At 73.0% G+C, this 18,025-nt stretch carries 16 protein-coding genes; 5 read left to right on the forward strand and 11 right to left on the reverse strand.

Translation table 11 applies throughout. The features are described 5' to 3' along the window. The first annotated feature begins 168 nt into the window (after positions 1–168). Both BMW99_RS02420 and BMW99_RS02425 read left to right on the forward strand, forming a co-directional pair. Entirely contained in the window at positions 169–741 is a 573-nt protein-coding gene (locus BMW99_RS02420; protein WP_069462997.1) for a dihydrofolate reductase family protein, read from the forward strand. A gap of 159 nt (positions 742–900) precedes the next feature. After that, positions 901–1,356 (forward strand): DUF6069 family protein, encoded by a 456-nt coding sequence (locus BMW99_RS02425; protein WP_069462996.1) that lies wholly within the window; start codon positions 901–903, stop codon positions 1,354–1,356. Between the two features lie 31 nt (positions 1,357–1,387). Here the strand turns inward: BMW99_RS02425 and BMW99_RS02430 are convergent, their stop codons facing one another. The 4 genes from BMW99_RS02430 to BMW99_RS02445 form a co-directional block, all read right to left on the reverse strand. Further along, positions 1,388–2,086: a DUF4232 domain-containing protein gene (locus BMW99_RS02430; protein ID WP_069462995.1), complete on the reverse strand. Its 699-nt coding sequence runs from the start codon at positions 2,084–2,086 to the stop codon at positions 1,388–1,390. 327 nt (positions 2,087–2,413) lie between these two features. Further along, on the reverse strand, positions 2,414–2,779 hold the full coding sequence (locus BMW99_RS02435; RefSeq protein ID WP_069462994.1) for a hypothetical protein: 366 nt from the start codon (positions 2,777–2,779) through the stop codon (positions 2,414–2,416). Positions 2,780–2,913: 134 nt separating this feature from the next. Further along, a complete protein-coding gene (locus BMW99_RS02440; RefSeq protein ID WP_069462993.1) occupies positions 2,914–3,375 on the reverse strand; it encodes a hypothetical protein in 462 nt (153 codons plus the stop codon). 58 nt (positions 3,376–3,433) lie between these two features. Continuing rightward, positions 3,434–4,426: a hypothetical protein gene (locus tag BMW99_RS02445; protein WP_069462992.1), complete on the reverse strand. Its 993-nt coding sequence runs from the start codon at positions 4,424–4,426 to the stop codon at positions 3,434–3,436. A gap of 268 nt (positions 4,427–4,694) precedes the next feature. Here BMW99_RS02445 and BMW99_RS02450 point away from each other — a divergent pair, with 268 nt between their 5' ends. Together BMW99_RS02450 and BMW99_RS02455 are read left to right on the forward strand one after the other, a co-directional pair. Further along, positions 4,695–7,628, forward strand: a complete 2,934-nt coding sequence (locus BMW99_RS02450; RefSeq protein WP_069462991.1) for an AfsR/SARP family transcriptional regulator — start codon at positions 4,695–4,697, stop codon at positions 7,626–7,628. Positions 7,629–7,712: 84 nt separating this feature from the next. Continuing rightward, positions 7,713–8,735, forward strand: a complete 1,023-nt coding sequence (locus tag BMW99_RS02455) for an LLM class flavin-dependent oxidoreductase (protein WP_069462990.1) — start codon at positions 7,713–7,715, stop codon at positions 8,733–8,735. 112 nt (positions 8,736–8,847) lie between these two features. On the opposite strand, the gene BMW99_RS02460 is transcribed toward BMW99_RS02455, so the two are convergent. The 7 genes from BMW99_RS02460 to BMW99_RS02490 all read right to left on the reverse strand — a co-directional run bounded on the left by BMW99_RS02460 (position 8,848) and on the right by BMW99_RS02490 (position 16,730). Further along, positions 8,848–9,384: a dihydrofolate reductase family protein gene (locus BMW99_RS02460; protein ID WP_069462989.1), complete on the reverse strand. Its 537-nt coding sequence runs from the start codon at positions 9,382–9,384 to the stop codon at positions 8,848–8,850. 169 nt (positions 9,385–9,553) lie between these two features. Then, on the reverse strand, positions 9,554–11,149 hold the full coding sequence (locus tag BMW99_RS02465; protein ID WP_069462988.1) for a purple acid phosphatase family protein: 1,596 nt from the start codon (positions 11,147–11,149) through the stop codon (positions 9,554–9,556). Between the two features lie 154 nt (positions 11,150–11,303). Continuing rightward, positions 11,304–12,185 carry an STM4011 family radical SAM protein gene (locus tag BMW99_RS02470; protein ID WP_069462987.1) on the reverse strand — a complete coding sequence of 294 codons (882 nt, stop codon included), beginning with the start codon at positions 12,183–12,185 and terminating at the stop codon, positions 11,304–11,306. A gap of 6 nt (positions 12,186–12,191) precedes the next feature. Further along, a complete protein-coding gene (locus BMW99_RS02475) occupies positions 12,192–13,631 on the reverse strand; it encodes an STM4012 family radical SAM protein (protein WP_079138322.1) in 1,440 nt (479 codons plus the stop codon). Continuing rightward, a complete protein-coding gene (locus BMW99_RS02480; protein ID WP_069462986.1) occupies positions 13,628–14,443 on the reverse strand; it encodes an STM4013/SEN3800 family hydrolase in 816 nt (271 codons plus the stop codon). Before BMW99_RS02480 ends, BMW99_RS02475 begins: the two co-directional genes overlap by 4 nt. Positions 14,444–14,567: 124 nt before the next feature. Then, positions 14,568–15,710 carry an STM4014 family protein gene (locus BMW99_RS02485; RefSeq protein ID WP_075016134.1) on the reverse strand — a complete coding sequence of 381 codons (1,143 nt, stop codon included), beginning with the start codon at positions 15,708–15,710 and terminating at the stop codon, positions 14,568–14,570. A gap of 36 nt (positions 15,711–15,746) precedes the next feature. After that, positions 15,747–16,730 carry an STM4015 family protein gene (locus BMW99_RS02490; RefSeq protein WP_075016135.1) on the reverse strand — a complete coding sequence of 328 codons (984 nt, stop codon included), beginning with the start codon at positions 16,728–16,730 and terminating at the stop codon, positions 15,747–15,749. A gap of 220 nt (positions 16,731–16,950) precedes the next feature. On the opposite strand from BMW99_RS02490, the gene BMW99_RS02495 reads away from it, so the two are divergent. Next, positions 16,951–17,955: a YdcF family protein gene (locus BMW99_RS02495; RefSeq protein WP_069466853.1), complete on the forward strand. Its 1,005-nt coding sequence runs from the start codon at positions 16,951–16,953 to the stop codon at positions 17,953–17,955. The last annotated feature ends 70 nt before the right edge of the window (positions 17,956–18,025 follow it).

An 18,025-nucleotide genomic window follows, 5' to 3' on the forward strand; every position in this document is an offset into this window, starting at 1 on the left:
AGATCTGCCCGGCGTGCACGCACGTATGGGTCCCGTAGCCATCGAGGTGACCGCGGCCGTGGAGCCGGCCGCATTCGCTCGGAACGCGACCGCGGGCCCGCGCGTCGCATCGCGTCGTGCGGACCGCGGCGGCCGTAGGGTCGAAGCCGTCGCGGAGGAGGGCTTCTGGTGCGCAGCGTGACCTATTCGATGGGCGTCTCGCTCGACGGGTACATCGTCGGACCGGACGGCGACTTCGGCTGGACGGCGCCCGACGAGGAGGTGTTCCGTTTCGTCACCGACGAGCTCCGGGAGGTCGGCGTCCACCTGCTGGGGCGGCGGCTGTACGAGACGATGCTGTACTGGGAGACCGCCGACCAGGACCCCTCACTCGACGCGTCCATGCTCGAGTGGGCCGCGCTCTGGAAGCCGCTCCCCAAAGTGGTGTTCTCCTCGACGCTCTCGACGGTGCGGGGCCGTGCGCGGCTGGCCACCGGAGGCCTGGCGGAGGAGATCGCCCGGCTGCGGGCCGAGCCGGGGGAAGGTGCCATCGCGCTGGGCGGCGCGACGCTCGCCGCGGAGGCGGCCGCACTGGACCTGATCGACGAGTACCGGGCCCGCGTCCACCCGGTGCTGGTCGGCGGCGGCATCCCGTTCTTCCCCCGGCACGAGCGCCGGGTGGACCTCGAACTCGTCGAGACCCGCACCTTCGGCTCAGGCGTCCTCCACCTCCGCTACCGCGTGGCGCGAGAGGCGGAGTGACGCGCGGACACCGCGCCCCCACCCCACTCCGGCGAGGCGAGCCCGAGCTCGGGCCGGGCGGAGAGAATCCCCCGGATCCGGGGGCGCCCGGTGTCGAAATCGGCGTGGCGCGTTCGACGCCCTGGTGCAGGACTCGATCCGCGTATCCGGGAGGAAACCATGTCCACCACCGCCGCTCCGAACCGCACGTCCGCTCCCCTGACCGTCTCCTTCCTGGCGCGCCGCCCGGTCTGGCAGGTGTGCTACCTGGCGGCGCTCGCGGCGAGCGTCCTCGTCGAGCTGTGGGGGCTGGCCGCGCGGGGCGCCGGTGTGCCGATGCGGGCCGCCGGCCTGGGCTCGCACCACGCGTCGACGATCACCGTCGGCATGTTCGCGATGGGGACGATGGTCGTGACCTTCTGGTTCACCTTCGTCGTCGTGCTCATCGCCCGCTTCGCCACGAACCCGGCCCGGGTGTACCTGCGCACGGCCCTCCCGCTGCTCGCGCTCTCCCTCGCCGCGCCGCTCGCGGCGGCGGACACGGCGACGTCGACCAAGGTCGTGCTCGCCGCCGCGCACCTGATCGCGGGCGCGGTCATCGTCCCCGTGGTCGCCGGGCGTCTGCGCGCCCGGTGACCTGCCCGGAGGCGGCGTCCGAGGGTCGGAGTCAGCTGCCGACGGGGCCGACGTAGGTCGCCGGGTGGGTGGCGCCGTCCTGGAGGAGCACCGGCTGGAACTCCCACGGCACGTCCGTCGATACCGTCTCGTTCGGCGGGGTGATCACGATGGTCTTGACGTCCAGCTGCCGGCCCGAGCCCGCCGAGTACGGCATGTAGGTGATGGTGAACGAGGTGCTGCCGCCCGGGGCGACGGTCGTGGCGTGCGGGGCGACCGACGTCTGCCGGCTCAGCGACCACGTCTGGCCGCCGCCGACCAGGTCGACGCCCGGGTAGCCCTTCATCGTGCAGCTCCTGGACCCGTGGTTGGTCATCTTGATGATCACGGGCCCGGCCGAGCCGACCGACTGCGCGCCGCTGCCGGGCGCGACGGACATCGCGAGGTCGGCGGTGCGGCAGCGCTGGCCGCCGGACGACCCGCCGGACCCCTGGGAGGAGGCCGGGGAGCCGGTGGAGCCACCGCTCGAGGACGAGCCGCCGCCGTTCGTGGTCGTGGCGGCGGAGGCACTGTCCACGGGCGACGGGGTCGCAGCGGTGTCCGTGCCGCTGCCGGCCGTCGCGGACGGGGTCGCGGGGGAACTGTCCTTGGCCGACGCGCTGTCACTGCTCGATCCGCCTCCGCACGCGGTCAGGACCAGGCCGGCGCTCAGGATGGCAACGGTCAGCGGAAGAGTACGCAGACGACGCATGGACAACCTCACAAAAGGAAGAACGGCTAAGAGTGTTCGGGGCCCGCGGCCCGCTCACCGATGACTCTGCCTGATGCGGGACGGTCGCTGACCGTCTGTCGGAATGCCATGACCGCGCTGTCGTCTACCTGTGACACAGCTACATCTGCGGAATTCCCTGCTCCCAGTGAAACCGTTTCGCCACACGCGACGTACGGGGTCCCGTCCGGCACGGGGAAACGCGTGGGTCCGGCGAGCGGTGGTATCGCTCGCCGGACCCACGGAAACGGGAGGCCGCGGAGCCGGCCCCGCCAGTGCGGGGGCCGCGCGGCCCTGGGGATCAGGACATCACGGGCACTGGGGGATGCCGCCGTTGTGGAACAGGGCCGCCCCGTCGGCGTAGGGGCCGAAGACCCAGCCCTCGATATAGCTCTCGCCCGACGGGTAGACCTCCGTCACCGCGTGGTACCAGACGTCGCCAGCGTTGCCCACATTGCCGCCCACCGTCCAGCAGTTGACCTGGACCGCGTCACCGGCGTGCAGGTCGGGCGCGACCTTGCCGGAGCTCGCGTTGGGCGCGGAGTAGACGCCGACGGTGCGGTTGAGATCGATCATGCTGTCGGCGTGGGCGGTGCCGCCCGCGAAGCCGAGGGCGGCTGCCGCCGCGAGGAGCACCGTGCCGGAGGCCTTGGCCTGCTTGAGCCAGGTGACCATGCTGCTTCTCCTTCGGGTTGGAGGGTGGAGCTCGAAGTGTCCGGCGCCGACCGGAAATCGCGGGAGGACATCGCGGACGGACGGGCCGGGAGGACGTCGCGGGCGAAGGTCCTCGGTGCGAATACCGCGGATTCTCAATAACTCCAGGAGAGCGACGCGTCCTGGTTGTAGAGGTTGTTTCCGAGCCGGTACGGGTGGTCCCCGGGCAGCAGTTGATACACGTTTCCGGCGTAATTCGAGTTGTACCAGATGTTCGTCTTCACGGCCGCCGTGGAATAGGTGTTGGATGCCGTCGCGGCGTGGTTCTTGACGCTCTGGTTCTGTCCCGCCCCGGAGCCCTCGAAGGTGTAGGGCAGGAGATTGGGGACGTTGCTGGTCCCCGTCCCCTCACTGGCGTCGACTCCGCCGTTGAAGAGGAACGCGGTGCTCGACCCCTGCTGGCCGGAGTTGTACCAGAGGCAGGTGAGCGAGTCGTAGCTGGTGCCGGCCGCGTTGAAGCACGGCCAGGTCGGGACCGCCTGGGCGGGCGCGGCGGTGAGGAGGACGGCGCCGACGGTCGCGACGGCGGCTGCGGCGCTGACGAATCTCAGCCTCATCTGACAACTCTCCTGGTGGTCGGTTCGTGTGGAAGGCGAGCGAGACGGCTCGCCGGGGTTACCGCGACGGCCGGAGAACGGTCGCCGCGATCCGCAGTTCCTGCTGCATGGTGACCTGTGCATGCCGCAGTGACTCGGCGTCGGCCTTGATCGCCGCGCCCTGGTAGCCGGACTCGACGGAGGACCAGACGCCGACGACATCGCTCCGCCGCTTGCAGGCGACATCCGCCTGCGCGGTGGCGATCTCGGCACCGGACGGCTGGGCGGATGCCGCCCACCGGGGGTCGTTGTCGGCCGCGTCGGGGTCCTTGTAGTGGTAGCCGCGGGTCCGCATGCAGGACGACCACGCGGCGAAGGCCTTCCGCACCCGGGCGTCCGCCTGCGACCTGGTGAAGCTGTCGGCCTGGATGGTCTCGGCGATGTCCGGGTTGCCGTAGCGCCCGTCCTTCCCGCCGAGCTCGGCGGTGGCCTCCGCGTTGCAGCCGCCGCTCGGCACGCTCCGGCCGTTGACCGGGCCGGCGGCGGTACCGGAGAGGACCGCCGCCATCGCAGGTGTCACCTTGGGCGGGTGCACGGCCGGGACCGCGCCCGCCTGCTGGAGCTTCATCTCCACGGCCATGAAGTGGTAGCCGTAGCGGGCCTGTTCGGGCGTCATCACGCCGTAGCGGGATTCGTTCGCCGGCAGCTGCCCGTGGGGGGCCGAAGCGGTCGCGACCTGGTACGCGAAGCCGTAGCGCTTCATGCAGGCCGCGATCAGCTCGGCGTGCGCCGCGACCAGTCGGGACGTCTGGGCGTCGGTGAAGAGGTAGGGGGCGATGGGCAGGACGATGTCCGACGGCCGCGACGGCGCCGCCGCCGTGGTGACGGGCAGCGGGCTCACCGCCGCAAGCGGGGATCCGGCCGCCGCCGGATGGCCGCCCGAGGCGCTGGTGCAGCCGCTCACCGCGGCCGCGAGCAGCAGTGCCGCCGCACCGCCCGCGGTGAGGTCGCGGCGGGTGTGCGCCGAGCCTCCGGTGCCCCGAGGGCGACCCCGGGTGCCAAAAACCTTCATACCGACTTTCCCCCCTTTTCGGCGGCAACCCGCTGACACGCGACGCCGGTCCGGCATTGTTTCGCCTTCAACGGATCCGGCCGGTCCCGCGCCGTCCTGAATTCCCGTCACACCCACCCGGTCGGCCGAAAACAAATCGGCCGCACAGGATTGGCTGAATGCCTCACAGGAACGCTATGGACACAGGTCCGTCGGCCGTCCTAGATTCGTCCTATTGCGAGGTCGGCCGGGGGGATCGTCGCCGATCGTGGGCAGTTCCGGGGGGGACATGAGATTCGGTGTGCTGGGACCGCTGCACGCTCGGATCAGCGGGCGCGAGGTCCGGCTCGACGGACCACGGCAGGCCAAGATGCTGGCCGCGCTCCTGATCGATTCCAACAACGTCGTCGCCACGGAACGGCTCGTCGCCGTGATGTGGGACGAGAAGGCGCCCGCCACCGCGGTCCGCCAGGTCCAGGACGCGCTGTCCGGGCTGCGCCGCAACCTCGCCGCGAGCGGGGCACCCGCCTCGCTGATCAGCACACGGCGGGGCGGTTACCAGATCCATCTGGGCCAGGACCAGCTCGACCTGCTGGAGTTCGAGCGCGAGCGGCACGCCGCCGAACGGCACACGGACCCGCGGGACACGGCCGCCGCCCTGCGGCGCGCCCTGGCCTGCTGGCGCGGTGACGCCCTCGTCGACATCTCCAGCCAGGTCCTGGAGTTCGACGCGGCACGGCTCAACGAGAAGCGCGCGGCCACGCACAAGCTGTGCCTGAGCATCGAACTCGACCTGGGACGCCATCGTGAGGTCGTCGAGGAGCTGACCGCGCTCCTGCGCGAGCACCCCTACGACGAGCACGTCGCCGAACACCTCATGGTCGCCCTCTACCGGTGCCGGCGGCAGGGCGAGGCGCTGCAGGTCTACGAGCGGCTGCGCCGGACGCTGGCCGGCGAACTCGGCGTCGACCCCACTCCGCCCGTGCAGGCGCTGCACCGGCGCATCCTGGTCGCCGACCCCTCCCTGGCCGCCCCCGTCCCGGCGAGCGGTCCGGCGGACTCGCCCGCGGACGGTCCGGGCGCGGCCGCCGCCGAACCGGTGATGGCCATGCCGGTACGCCAACTGCCCCTCGACGTACCCGACTTCGTGGGCCGCGGCGACGCGCTGAGCGAGGTCGCCCGGCTGCTCGACGGGTCGGCACCCGACCGGGCCCCGGTGGCCGTGATCGTGGGCGGCCCCGGGGTCGGCAAGTCCTGTCTGGTGACGCACGCCGCACGGCTCGCGAGCGCCTCGTTCCCCGACGGGCAGCTCTACCTCAACCTCGCGGGGACGTCGGACGAGCCGCGGGACCCGGCACTGATGCTGGCCGAGGCGCTGCGCGCGCTGTCGATCGCCGGCAGCGCGATCCCGAGCGGTCTGTCCGAACGGGCCGGGCTCTACCGGTCGTTGCTGGCGGACCGGCGGATGCTGGTGGTGCTGGACGACGCCGGCACCGCCGATCAGGTGCTGCCGTTGCTGCCGGGTGCCGACGGCTGTGCCGTGCTGATCACCAGCCGCGCCCTGCTGACGCAGCTTCCGGGCGCCCGCCACATCGATCTGGACGTGCTGAGCCCCGCGGAGGCACGGGAGTTGTTCACCGGCATCGTCGGCCGGCGGCGGGTGGAGCAGGAACCGGAGGAGGCCGACGCGATCCTCGCCTGCTGCGGCAACCTGCCGCTCGCGATCCGGATCGCCAGTGCCAAGCTCACCGGCCGCCCGGCCTGGTCGCTGCGGGTGCTGCGGGAACGGATCGAGGACGAGTCCCGGCGGCTGGCCGAGCTGCGGATCGGGGATCTCAGCGTGCGGGCCAGCGTCGAACTGAGCCTGCGACTGCTGCCGGACGACGCGGTGCGCGCGCTGAGCCTGCTGGGGCTGCTCGGCCCCTACACGTTGCCCGGCTGGGTGTTCGGCCCGCTGCTGGACCGCTCGGACGCCGAGGACGTGCTGGACACCCTCGTCGACGCCAGCCTGGTGCGGCTCACCGCGACGGACGCCATCGGCCAGCCGCGCTACCGGCTGCACGACCTGATCCGGACGTGCGCCGTGGAGATCGCCGCCCTGCTGCCCGCGGTGGACAAGCGGGACGCGATGGTCCGGGTGCTGTCCACCTGGCTCGACCTGGTCAAGCGCGGCACCGACCGGCTGCCGGCCGGGCTGCTGACCGGCGAGCCCGGTGCGGCGCCCCGGCGGCCGCTGCCCGACACGGTCGCGGACCGGCTGCTGGCCGACCCGGTCGCGTGGTTCGACGCGGAGCGCTACGCCCTGCTCGGCGCGGTGAAACTGGCCGTGGACTGGGGCCTGGACGAGCTGGCCTGGGAGCTCGCGGCCGGCACGGTGACCTACTACGACCACCTGTGCCTGTACCAGGACTGGGAGCACGGGCACCGGCTCGCACTGGGCGCGGCCGAGGCCGCCGGCAACGGACGCGGCGCGTCCGTGCTGCTGCGCGGTCTCGGCCAGCTGCACATCTACCGGGACGAGTTCGACGCGGCGACCCGGGCCCTGGACTCCTCCGTCGGGCTGTGCCAGGACGGCGGGGACAAGCGCGGCGAGGCGCTGTCGGTGGCGATGCTGGGCACCGTCAGCCGGGTGGAGGGCCGCTACGAGGAGGCCGCCGACCGCGTCCAGCAGGCGCTGGCCATCGCGGTCAGCGAGGGCGACCGTCACCTCGAGGCGCAGCTGTCCTGTTCGATGGCCGTGATGCGGCTCATGCAGGACGACCTCGACGGGGCGGAGACCTGGTTCGAGGAGGCCCTGAGCCAGGCCCGGGCGCTCGGCGACGGGCACCGGGTGGCGGTCGTGCTGCGGCGGCTCAGCCGGCTGCACGACCGGCGCGGCGATCCGGACGAGGCGCTGCGCTGCCTGTCGCAGGCGCTGGCCACCTTCGAGGAGCTGGACGACGAGCGGTGCGCCGCGTACGCGCTGCTGGAGGTCGGCCGCGTCCACGGCGGTCAGCAGGACCGGGACCGGGCGGTCCCGGCGCTGGAGCGCGCCGCGGCGCTGTTCCACCGGCACGGCGACCGTCTGGACGAGGCGTCGTGCTGGCAGCTGATCGCCGACCTGGACGCCGCGGCCGGCGTCCACGACCTGGCGGGCCGGAGCCGCGAGCGGGCACGGGCGCTGTGGCGGACGATCGATGACGCGCAGCAGACGAAGGCTCCCGCGCGGCCGTCGTCGCCGTGAGGGCGTCGTCCGGGCCCGGTCCCCTGACCTGCTGATCCGCGGCGGGCGGGAATCAAAGGGGCCGCCCGGACGCTGTCACTCACTGTGAAGAAGATCGGGTTTCTCTCGTTCGGACATTGGTCGCCGAGTGTGCATTCCCAGACGCGCTCCGCTGCCGACTTCCTGCACCAGTCGATCGATCTGGCGGTCGCGGCCGAGGAGCTGGGGGTGGACGGCGCCTACTTCCGGGTGCACCACTTCGCTCAGCAGGCGGGCAGTCCGTTCCCGCTGCTGTCGGCCATCGGCGCGCGGACGTCGAGGATCGAGATCGGCACCGGCGTGATCGACATGCGGTACGAGAACTCGCTGTATATGGCGGAGGACGCCGGCGCCGCCGACCTCATCTCCGGTGGCAGGCTGCAGCTCGGCATCAGCCGCGGGTCACCGGAGCAGGTGATCGACGGCTGGCGGTACTTCGGATACGCGCCCGCCGACGGGGAGACCGACGCGGACATGGCCCGGCGCCACACCGAGGCGTTCCTCAAGGTGATCGAGGGCGGCGGCTTCGCCCAGCCGAACCCGCGGCCCATGTTCCCCAACCCGCCGGGGCTGCTGCGCGTCGAGCCGCACTCCGAGGGGCTGCGCGACCGGATCTGGTGGGGCTCCGGCTCGAACGCGACGGCCGCGTGGGCGGCGAAGCTCGGGCTGAACCTGCAGAGCTCCACGCTGAAGAACGACGAGACCGGCGAGCCGCTGCACGTCCAGCAGCGCAGGCAGATCGAGGCGTACCGGGAGGCCTACCGGGAGGCCGGTCACCAGCGGGAGCCGCGGGTGTCGGTCAGCCGCAGCATCTTCGCGCTGACCGACGACATGGACCGCGCCTACTTCGGCCGCGACCGCGATTCGCGGGACCAGATCGGCATGATCGACGACACGACCAAGGCGATCTTCGGCCGCTCCTACGCCGCCGAGCCGGACGAGCTGGTGAGGCTGCTCCAGGAGGACGAGGCGATCCAGGCCGCGGACACCCTGCTGCTCACCATCCCGAACCAGCTCGGCGTCGACTACAACGTCCACGTCCTGGAGAGCATCCTCACCCACGTGGCCCCGGCCCTCGGCTGGCGCTGACCGGCCGTCTCGCGACACGGCCAGGGGGTGGTGGCGAGTGCCGCCGTCCCCTGGCCGCGGCGTGTACCGGCGCGTCCGCGCCGTCGGCACCATCCCCGGCCAGGGAGCGCCGTTACCGCGCCACCCGGTAGTCGAGGAGCAGGTGGCCCGCCGGTGACCTCTCGCTCCGAACCGCTTCGAGCCGCATCGGCGGCAGGCCGTCGAGGAGCCGCCGCCCCTGGCCGGCGACCCTCGGCGCCACCACGAGCCTGAGGTCGTCGACCACGCCGGCCGCGAGCAGGGCCTGGGCGACGGAGATGCTCGCGTGGACGCCGACATCGCCGCCGGCCTGCTGCTTCAGGTCCCGCACGAACGCGACGAGTTCACCCTCCACCACGGTCGCGCGGGCCCAGTCCTGGTCGAGGGGCTTGGACGTCGCGACGTACTTCGTGACCGTGTTGATGAAGGTCGCGAACGGCTCGATCTCGCTGCCCGGCCAGAACCGCGCCCACTGGTCGTAACTGCGGCGGCCCAGAACGACCGCGTCCTGTGTCCCGATCACCGACGCGAGGTGCGCGTCCACGACGTCGTCCCAGTCGTCGAAGAATCCGTCCGGGTCCTCGGCGACCCCGTCGAGGGACACCAACTCGTACACCACGATCTTCCGCACGCCCCACTCCTCCGATGGCTCTCGCAGCTCTCGATCTCACGGGTTGACCGCCCGCACCTCCGAAACTCATCGCGACCGGGCGCCCGGACTTCCCTCCTGGACCCGGGGACGGCTCCGCCCCTGGCCGTGGCGGGCCAGGGGCGGAGCGGAGGCGCGGGGTGGGACGGGGTCAGTCGGCCCGGCGGGCGACCGTGAAGTGGTCGATGCGGTCGCCGGTCTCGGCGATCGCGGAGACCGTGAGGGTGGACTCGCGGCCGGCGCGGGCCGGTTCGACGTCCACGGAGATGAAGGAGTAGCCGGTGTAGCGGACCCGCGACCAGTGCACGGTGTCCGTCACCTTGCCGCCGCCCTTGGCCGAGTGCCAGGTGGTGACCGTGTCGACCTGGTTCTCGTGGCCCTCGTAGGAGTCGGGGGCGGGGAAGTTGTAAAGGCTGCGGCCGGCGCCGCCCGCGGTGATGTACACGGTGCCGTCGGTGGCCGGCCGGGTGGTGTCCCCGATCTGCACCTGGTGCGAGACCTGGCCGCCGCGGATCGCGTCGGTCCGCTCGTACACGTGGTTGTGCCCGTTGATCACCAGGTCCACCTGGTGCTTCTCGAAGACCGGCACCCACTCGGCCTGCACGCCGCCGTCGGAGGCGTGCGAGTTGGTGGTCGAGTAGGCGCAGTGGTGGAAGAACACCACCAGGAAGTCGATGCCGCGCTGCTTGCGGTACGCGGCCAGGGTGCGGTCGAGCCACGCGGTCTGGCCGCCCCCGGAGATTCCGTAGTTCGCCGGGATCTCATAGGACACGTCGTTGGCGTCCAGCGCGATCACCGCGGTGTTGCCGTAGACGAAGGAGTACGCGCCCGGCTGGGTGGTGGACGCGAAGCCGTCGCCGGGCAGGGTCCAGCGGGCGTGCTGGCCGCCGTAGCCGTTGGGCGAGTACCAGGCCTCCATGTCGTGGTTGCCGGTCGTCACCATCCACGGCACGCGGGCCGCCACCGACTCGGTCTGCGCGAGGAACTGGTCCCAGGTGCGCGCGTCGTAGTCGGCGGAGTCGCTCGCCTGGCCGGAACCGTCCGGGTCGGCGTAGCAGATGTCACCGGCGTGCAGGTGGAAGGCCGGGTTGCGGGCCAGGATCAGCGCGTCGTTGGCCAGGGCGTGGTAGCTGACGCCCTGGTCGCCGAACGCGGTGAACGTGAACCGCTCGCTGCGCGCGGGAGCGGTGGTGAACGAGCCGACGCTGGCGAAGGCCGCGCTGTCCGCCGGGTCGAAGCCGTCGTGGCCGACGCCGTAGTAGTACGTGGTGCCCGGGCGCAGGCCGCCGATCTGGGCGTGCAGGTAGTACTGGTCGACCGGCGGCAGCTTGCTGTTGAGGAGCTGCGGGGTGTGCAGCTCGCGGACCTCGGCGTCGATCTTGTGGCTCAGCGACCAGGGCTGCAGGCCGATCCGCACGAACGGCCTGACGACCGCCAGCGGCACCTGCCAGGAGATGGTGAACTGCGTCTTCGGGTCGGCGCCGAACTGGAGGTGGCGGCCGAACGGGGCGACCAGCGCGCCGTGCACGCCGTGGTCGGTGGCCGGCCGTGTCAGCAGCGACGGGCTGGGCGCGGCCGCCTGCGCGGTGCCGCCGAGCAGGCCGGACGCGGCGACCGTGCCGGCCGCGGTGAGCCCGCCGAGCACCACGCGGCGCCGGCTCACCTTGGAGCGCAAGTACTCGTGCTGCTCCGCCATGCTCATCTTCGCGGCGAGCCTGGCGGCGATACCCATCTGAGGTGTGTCCATGCTGCGCAATCTCGCAGCGGTCGGCGACTCCGTGGCGACGGCCGTGTGAACGACGGACGACGGGCACCTCGCGGGTACGGCACTGCCGTTCCCTTCCGTCACTTGCGCGGTCCGCACCTCGTGAGCCCCGCTGGGATGTCGTGCCCCGGCGGCGCTACGGGAGGACGGGGAGGGCGCGTGTGGAGAGGTGCGTGCTGGTGGGGGCGGGGATGCGTTCGAGGACGCCGCCGGCGAAGACGTCGTAGAGCGGGAGGGATTCGAGGTGGACGTAGCCGATGTGGCAGTCGCAGACCGCGAGCGGGCATGGGCGCGGGGCCAGGGCGGTGCGGAACGAGCCGTCGTAGAGGTTGCCGAGGGTGTCGCGGACGAAGTGGCAGCGGCGCACGGTGCCGTCGCCGTCCACCGAGATCACCGACTCGCCCGTGCGGCAGGGCAGTCCGGCCGAGCTGTGCGGGTGCCGGCTGAAGGGGAACAGCGGGTCGAGGGCGGTCCACCGGGCGGCCTCGTCGTCGCTGTAGGTGTGCCCCTCGGCGGCGTTGATCCACAGGTAGTGCCCGTCGGGCAGGTCGGCGCGCAACCTGCGGGCGGCCGCGAGGTGTTCGGGGAGGCCGACGATGCCCACGCTGAACCGGACGCCGAGGGAGGTGAGTTCGCGGGTGCGCGCCAGGAAGCGGTCGTACGGGGTCTGACCCGGGTGGAAGGTGCACCACAGGGCGGCCTTCGCCCGGTCGGCGTCGGCGAGCCAGGAGGTGCGTCCGCTGAGGTTCGTCTGGATCGCCACCCTGCGCACGTGCGGCATGCGGGACAGCCGGACGATCGCGTCCCGGTACCAGGACCGGGTCAGGCCCTCGCCCCAAGGGGTGAAGAGCACCGCGAGGCGGTCGTCCTGCGCGGCCGCCCACGCGGTGAACCGTTCCAGGGCGGCCCGGTCGGCCCGGAGTTGCCCGGGGGTGTCACGGCGCTTGCCGAACGGGCAGTAGGGGCAGTCGTAGTCGCACGAGGCGAGCGGGCCGCGGTACAGGAGGGTCAGGTCCACCGCGTCTCACCTGGCCTGGTGGGCGGCCATGTCGGCGCGTACCCGCGCCGAGAAGAGGGCGGGGCCCACCGCGTCGGAGTGCGCCAGGCCCTCCGGGCTCAGCCGCAGCCGGCCGTGACCGCTGCCGCCTGCCGACGTGGCCGGGCCGTCCTGCCGGTCCGGCCCGTCCTGCCCGTCGTCCAGCCAGCCGCGTTCGGCGAAGTCCGCCAGTTCCGCGGGGAAGTCGTCCTGCGGGGTGGTGCCGAACCGTGCGCGGTAGTCGGCCGCGTGGAGGCCCTCGGCCTGGAGCAGGGACTGCAGGAGGTGGCGTCTGCGAGCCTCGTCCGCGTCGATCCGGCGGCCGTGCGGGGCGGTCGTGAAGTCACGCGTGGCGGTGTACTCGTCGATGATGGCCCGCACTTGGGGCATGCCCACCGCGTAGTCGAAGGAGTAGTGCAGGCCCGAGGTGTAGGAGCGGGCACCGCAGCCCAGGCCGACCATGCCGTCGCTCTGGCAGGCGTGGTCCACCGGCCCCTGGGCGGTGACGTCGGCGCGCTGGAACATCCGCATCGACACCTGCCGGTAGCCGCGTTCCAGCAGATGGTCGCGTCCCTGCCGGTACAGGCCCAGCCGCTGGGCGTCCCAGGCCGGGTCGTCGACCGCGGTACGGCCGGACAGCCCGGTCAGCGGCCGTACGTACAGCGGGTACAGGTACAGCTCCTCGGGCCGCCAGGCGAGCGCGGCGTCGAGCGAGGCGCGCCAACTGGCCGGGGTCTGGCCGTCGATGCCGTAGATGAGGTCGATGTTGAGCACCGGCACGCCCGTGTCGCGGATCCGGCCGAGTGCGGCGTCCACGTCGCGGCGGTGCTGGGGGCGGACGGCCGCGCGGGCCTCCCGCTCGTCGAAGCTCTGCACGCCGAGGCTGATCCGTGTGGCCCCGCGGGCCGCAAGGACGGCCAGCCGGTCGGCGGTCGCCGTGGCGGGCGACGCCTCGACGGACAGCGGCACACGGCCCAGCGGCGCGCCCATGCCGTGTTCGGCGATGTCGCACAACCGCTCCAGCTCGGCCGCTTCGAGGAACGTGGGGGTGCCGCCGCCGAAGGCCGCGGCGGCGAAGCGGACCGGCCCGTCGTCGCCGAGCGCCTCGCGGACCGCACGGGCCTGCCGGTCGAGGGCGTCGAGATAGCGCGTGGTCAGGTCGCCGGGGGCGCCGACACGGGTGAAGAGGTTGCAGAACCCGCACCGCACCTCGCAGAACGGGATGTGCAGGTAGAGCGCCAGGGCGTCCTTGGGCTCCGCCCGCCACAGGTCGCGCAGCGCCGGGCGGTCGGGCAGCGGCCGGTACGCGGTCTTGTGCGGGTAGGCGTACACGTAGTCCTGGTACGGGCGCACGGCGGCCGGGGCGGTGGCGCGCACCGCCGTCGTCCCCGGTGCCGGGTCCGCGGCCCGGGCGGGTGCGGTGGTCATGCGGCGAACTCCCGTTGTTCCAGGAAGAAGTGGGCGTAGGGCACGGTCCAGACGGTGTCGTGGCCGATGCGGTGGCCGGTGTGGCCGTCCTCTCCGTAGGCGGTGCCGTGGTCGGAGCAGACGATCGCGAAGCAGCGGCGGCGGGAGCGGGCCGCGGCGAAGAGCCGCCCGATGTGCCGGTCGACGTACTCCAGGGCGGCCCGATGGGTCGCGCGGGTGTCGCCGGCGGTCCGGGTGGCGCCGGGCAGGTGGAACCAGTTGGGCTGGTGGAGCGCGGAGACGTTGACGAACAGGAAGAGCCGCCGCTCGGGCGGCAGCGCGGCCACCACCTCCTCGGCGCGCCGCACTTGTGCCTCGAACGACGTCGGGGACGCGACCGAGAAGTCCGGCTCCCAGTGGCTCTCCGCGAAGAGCCCGGGCAGCACGGCGCCGAGGGCTCCGCGCCGGTTGAAGAACCCGACGCCGCCGATGCACGCCGTGTGGTAACCGGCCTCGGCCAGGCCGCTCACCAGGTCGGGGGTGTCGAAGACCCAGGTGCCGCCCGCCGTGCTCTCGCTGCCCTCGAACCGGGCCGCGAACAGCCGCGGATGCGGCCCGGGAGCGGCCGGGGTGGGCAGGAAGCCGGCGAACATCGCCTGGTGGGAGGCGTAGGTGAAGCTGCCGGGCGCGTGCCGCCGCTCCCACGTCCCGCCGGGAAGGTGCGGTGCGAGGTTCGGCAGCCGTCCCTCGGCGGCGAGTTCGGTGGCGACGTCGTACCGGAGCGTGTCGAGGGTGACCAGCAGCAGGTCGTCCCGGCCGACGACCTTGTTCATATCGGGGTTCGGCGGGAGGCCTGCGGCTGGGCCCGGCACGACGCCTGCGGCTGCGGCTGCGTTCGGGGCGGGGTGCACCGCTGCGTTCGGGGCGGGGTGCACCGGCCCGCTCGCGGTGTCCGGTTCAGAGGGTCGCACGGTGCTCCGTCGTGGTGCGGTCGGCCCGCGGGGTCGCCAGGTGCCCGGCGAGCGCGGCGAGTTGGGTCCGGTAGGTGTCCAGTCCCTCGGCGGGTGTGCCGGGCAGCCCGGTGAGGCGGGGCAGCAGGTCGCCGAAGGCGTTCACCTCGGCCACGGCGAAGCGCTGCCAGCCGGTGACGGGCAGCAGGTCGACGCCGACGGCCAGCGTCCCGGGGAAGCAGGCCGCGGCCCGCTCGCAGACGTCCAGCGCCTCCGCCCAGGCCGGGCCGGCCACGGCCATGACGGCGGACAGGTCGCCGCGGGCGCCCCCGAGATGCAGGTTGGTCATGGGCCACCGGCTGGTGCGCACTACCGCGTGGGTGGCCCGGCCGGCGACGACCACCACCCGCAGGTCGGCCGTGCGGCGCCCCACCGTCGCCTTGGGCAGCCACCGTTCGAGGTGCAGCCCGTCCGGCGCGAGCGCGTCGACCAGTGCGGCCACCTCCGTCTCTGCGGTGATCCGGCGCACCCGCAGGGAGTTGAACAGCCGGCCGTCGACGCACTCCACGGAGGTCGTGGCCCGCAGCCGGCCGCCGCCGGCCGTCTCCAGCGCGATCACGCCGGAGGCGGACGAGCCGTGGGCCGGCTTCACGAAGGCCCGCGGCATACGGTGGCTGCGCATCAGCGCGCGCAGGTCGGCCCAACCGTGCATCGGCGCCGCGCCGCCGCTCGTCGGGGAGTCCGGCACGGGCACCCCGGCTCGGGCCAGCACCTGGTGGCAGCGCCGCTTGTCGAACAGGACCGCCAGCTCGCCGGGGTCGTCGAGGCGTACGCCCCCGCGCAGCGTCCGTACCGCCGCGGTGAAGCGGGCGTACCAGCGGGCCCCGCCCTCCACCCGGGTCGGGTCGTCCGTGTCGCGCAGCAGCCGGTCGACCCCGGGGTGCTCCCCCGGCGAGTCCAGGCGGACCACCTCGTCGGAGGCGAAGTCGGCCCCGCCGTCACGGAGCACGTCGAGCCACGGCACGACCCGGGGTTCGGCGAACCCGGCGGCGAGGGCGGCCTCCGCGAACAGCCGCACCCTGCGGTTGTCCGGGTTGCCGACCACGGCGAGCCGCACCCGCCGCCCGCGGCCCGCCCTCGCGTTCCCCATGACGTCCTTCCCTGCCACCCCGCGTGTCCCGTGCCGCTACTCGCCGACGGCCACGTACCGCCAGACGGTGCCGTCGTCGCCGTCGACGTCCTCGTCGGCGTCGCCGCGGTCGAGGTCGAGCCGGACTCCCGCCGGCTCCAGCGCGTCGCGCAGGCGCTGGGCGACGTCCGCTCCGAGGTAGTTGTGGTGAAGGTCGAGGGAGGCCAGATGGGTCAGCGGGACGCCGTCGAGGAGCGCCGTCCCGCCCGCGTCGGTGAGGACGCCCATCGACAGGTCGAGCGCGGACAGCCGTGCGACGACGGGCGCGGTGGCGACCGCGGCGGCCACCTCGTCCTGGATCTCGCTGTTGCGCAGCGCCAGGCGCCGGAGCGCCGGCAGCCGGGTGCCGGCGAGGAAGGGCGCGAGGTCGGCCGGCCCGCTGTCGCCGCCGTAGTCGGAGGTGCCGAGCCACAGGTCGAGGACGGTCAGCGCGGGGAAGTCGCTCGCGGCGATCCCGCGGACCGCCTCGGCGGGCAACCCGCCGGTCTGGACGACGAGTTCGCGCAGCTTCTCGTGGCGCACCGGCGGGAAGAGCAGTCCGGTGCCGCCGCGTATGCCGAAGTGCTCCAGCTCGGGGAAGCCGGTGAGCAGGGGGGTGAGGTCGCCCTGCACGATCCAGGAGATCTCGCACTCCTCGGAGACCATGTCCCCGACGAAGATCCCGCGCAGGGCGGGCATCCGGTCGCGGGCGGCGAGCAGGGCCTCGACCACCTGGGCGGGCCCGGTCTCGTACGCCTCCGGCCACGCGCCCACGACGAGCGCGCGCACCTGCGCGAGGTCGACGGTCCCGGCGAACCGGGCGAACGCCTCGGGCCAGCTCTCCTCGCTGTCGTAGGTGTCCGCGGTGATCCGCCAGGCGGCTTCACCCGCGGCGGCGGTGGTCGCGCGGCGCTCCGCCTCCCCCGCCGACGGCCAGTCGACGACGGGCAGCCCGGCGTACACCGTCAGATGCCCGTCCTCCAGCACGTTCACGTCCTGCATGCCCTGCCCCTGCTCGCGCCGCCCGATGACACCGGGCGGCGGGCGCGCCTGCGTCCCGGCCGGCCGGAGCCGATGTGTGAGGCAAGTTGTACCAAGCGGGTCCGACAACGCTCCGCGGGGTCCCCGGCCCGGAGTTCACCACGCCCGGCCGGGATCGGGGTCCCCCACCGCCGATCCGCCGGGGGAACCGCCCGGGGGCCCACCTGGTACACCTGGACACATGTGGGCCTACCTTCCGGCGTTCCTGTGCTTCCTCTGGTTCGCGGTCTCCGCGGTGCGGGAGCGCCGCCGCTTCAGCAACGCCGTCCTCCTGGGGCTGTCCCTGACGCTCGCCGCCGGCGCCTGGCTCTTCGAACTCCACCGGGACCACCAGGGGATGGCGAGGGTCCTGGTCATGCTCCTGCTCGGGCTGGGAGTGCTGGGCGTCGTCACCCTGGCCTGGTTCCTGATCTCCAACGGCGTGGTCATGGTGCGCAAGGAGGGCGCGAGTCCGGCCAACCTGCTGTCGCTGCTGGCCGGGGTCGCGCTGGTGGGTCTCGTCGTGCTGGTGGCCGGCACGCTGGCCGCCGACAACCGCACCCTGGACGTGGCCGCGGCAGGGGCCGTCGCCGTGTCCGCGTACGTGGGCTTCCTGTTCCTCTGCTTCGTCGTCTACGCCTTCCTCTACGGGCGGCTGCGGTTCCGCAGGAAGGCGGACTACGTGGTGGTCCTGGGCTCGGGCCTGGTCGGCGGCTCCAAGGTCTCCCCGCTGCTGGCGAGCCGCCTCGAGAAGGCGCGCGCCGTCCACGGCCGGCTGTCGGCGCGTGGCGGGCGGCCGATGCTCCTGACCTCCGGCGGGCAGGGCCCCGACGAGGACCTGCCGGAGTCCCACGCGATGGCCGCCTACCTGATCGAACGCGGCTTCCCCGAGGCGCTGTTGCTGCGCGAGGACCGCTCGACGACCACCGAGGAGAACCTCCGGTTCAGCAGGACCGTCATGGAGCAGGCGACGCCCGGCTACCGGTGCGTGATCGTGACGAACAACTACCACGTGTTCCGGGCCGCGTTGACGGCCCGCCGCGTGGGCGTCAGGGGGCAGGTGGTGGGTTCGCCCACGGCCTCGTACTTCCTGCCCAGCGCCACGATCAGGGAGTTCGTCGCACTCCTGCTCGCCCACCGGCGCGCCCATCTCACCTTCTGCCTCGGCTTCGTCGTGGGCGCGGGCGCCATCTGGTGGCTGGGCTGACGGCACCGTGCCGAGGCCGGCCGGGAGTGATCGGATCCGGACGTTTACGTGGGCGAAGGCGGGTAGCAGA

The organism is Actinacidiphila rubida, from assembly GCF_900110255.1.
GTDB classification, from domain to species: domain Bacteria; phylum Actinomycetota; class Actinomycetes; order Streptomycetales; family Streptomycetaceae; genus Actinacidiphila; species Actinacidiphila rubida.

Bases quoted from the DNA above. Each gene is read 5' to 3' on its own strand.
- BMW99_RS02425 (WP_069462996.1), top strand. From the start codon at position 901: ATGTCCACCACCGCCGCTCCGAACCGCACGTCCGCTCCCCTGACCGTC.
- BMW99_RS02430 (WP_069462995.1), bottom strand. From the start codon at position 2,086: ATGCGTCGTCTGCGTACTCTTCCGCTGACCGTTGCCATCCTGAGCGCC.
- BMW99_RS02435 (WP_069462994.1), bottom strand. From the start codon at position 2,779: ATGGTCACCTGGCTCAAGCAGGCCAAGGCCTCCGGCACGGTGCTCCTC.
- BMW99_RS02440 (WP_069462993.1), bottom strand. From the start codon at position 3,375: ATGAGGCTGAGATTCGTCAGCGCCGCAGCCGCCGTCGCGACCGTCGGC.
- BMW99_RS02445 (WP_069462992.1), bottom strand. From the start codon at position 4,426: ATGAAGGTTTTTGGCACCCGGGGTCGCCCTCGGGGCACCGGAGGCTCG.
- BMW99_RS02450 (WP_069462991.1), top strand. From the start codon at position 4,695: ATGAGATTCGGTGTGCTGGGACCGCTGCACGCTCGGATCAGCGGGCGC.
- BMW99_RS02465 (WP_069462988.1), bottom strand. From the start codon at position 11,149: ATGGACACACCTCAGATGGGTATCGCCGCCAGGCTCGCCGCGAAGATG.
- BMW99_RS02475 (WP_079138322.1), bottom strand. From the start codon at position 13,631: ATGACCACCGCACCCGCCCGGGCCGCGGACCCGGCACCGGGGACGACG.
- BMW99_RS02480 (WP_069462986.1), bottom strand. From the start codon at position 14,443: ATGAACAAGGTCGTCGGCCGGGACGACCTGCTGCTGGTCACCCTCGAC.
- BMW99_RS02485 (WP_075016134.1), bottom strand. From the start codon at position 15,710: ATGGGGAACGCGAGGGCGGGCCGCGGGCGGCGGGTGCGGCTCGCCGTG.
- BMW99_RS02490 (WP_075016135.1), bottom strand. From the start codon at position 16,730: ATGCAGGACGTGAACGTGCTGGAGGACGGGCATCTGACGGTGTACGCC.
- BMW99_RS02495 (WP_069466853.1), top strand. From the start codon at position 16,951: ATGTGGGCCTACCTTCCGGCGTTCCTGTGCTTCCTCTGGTTCGCGGTC.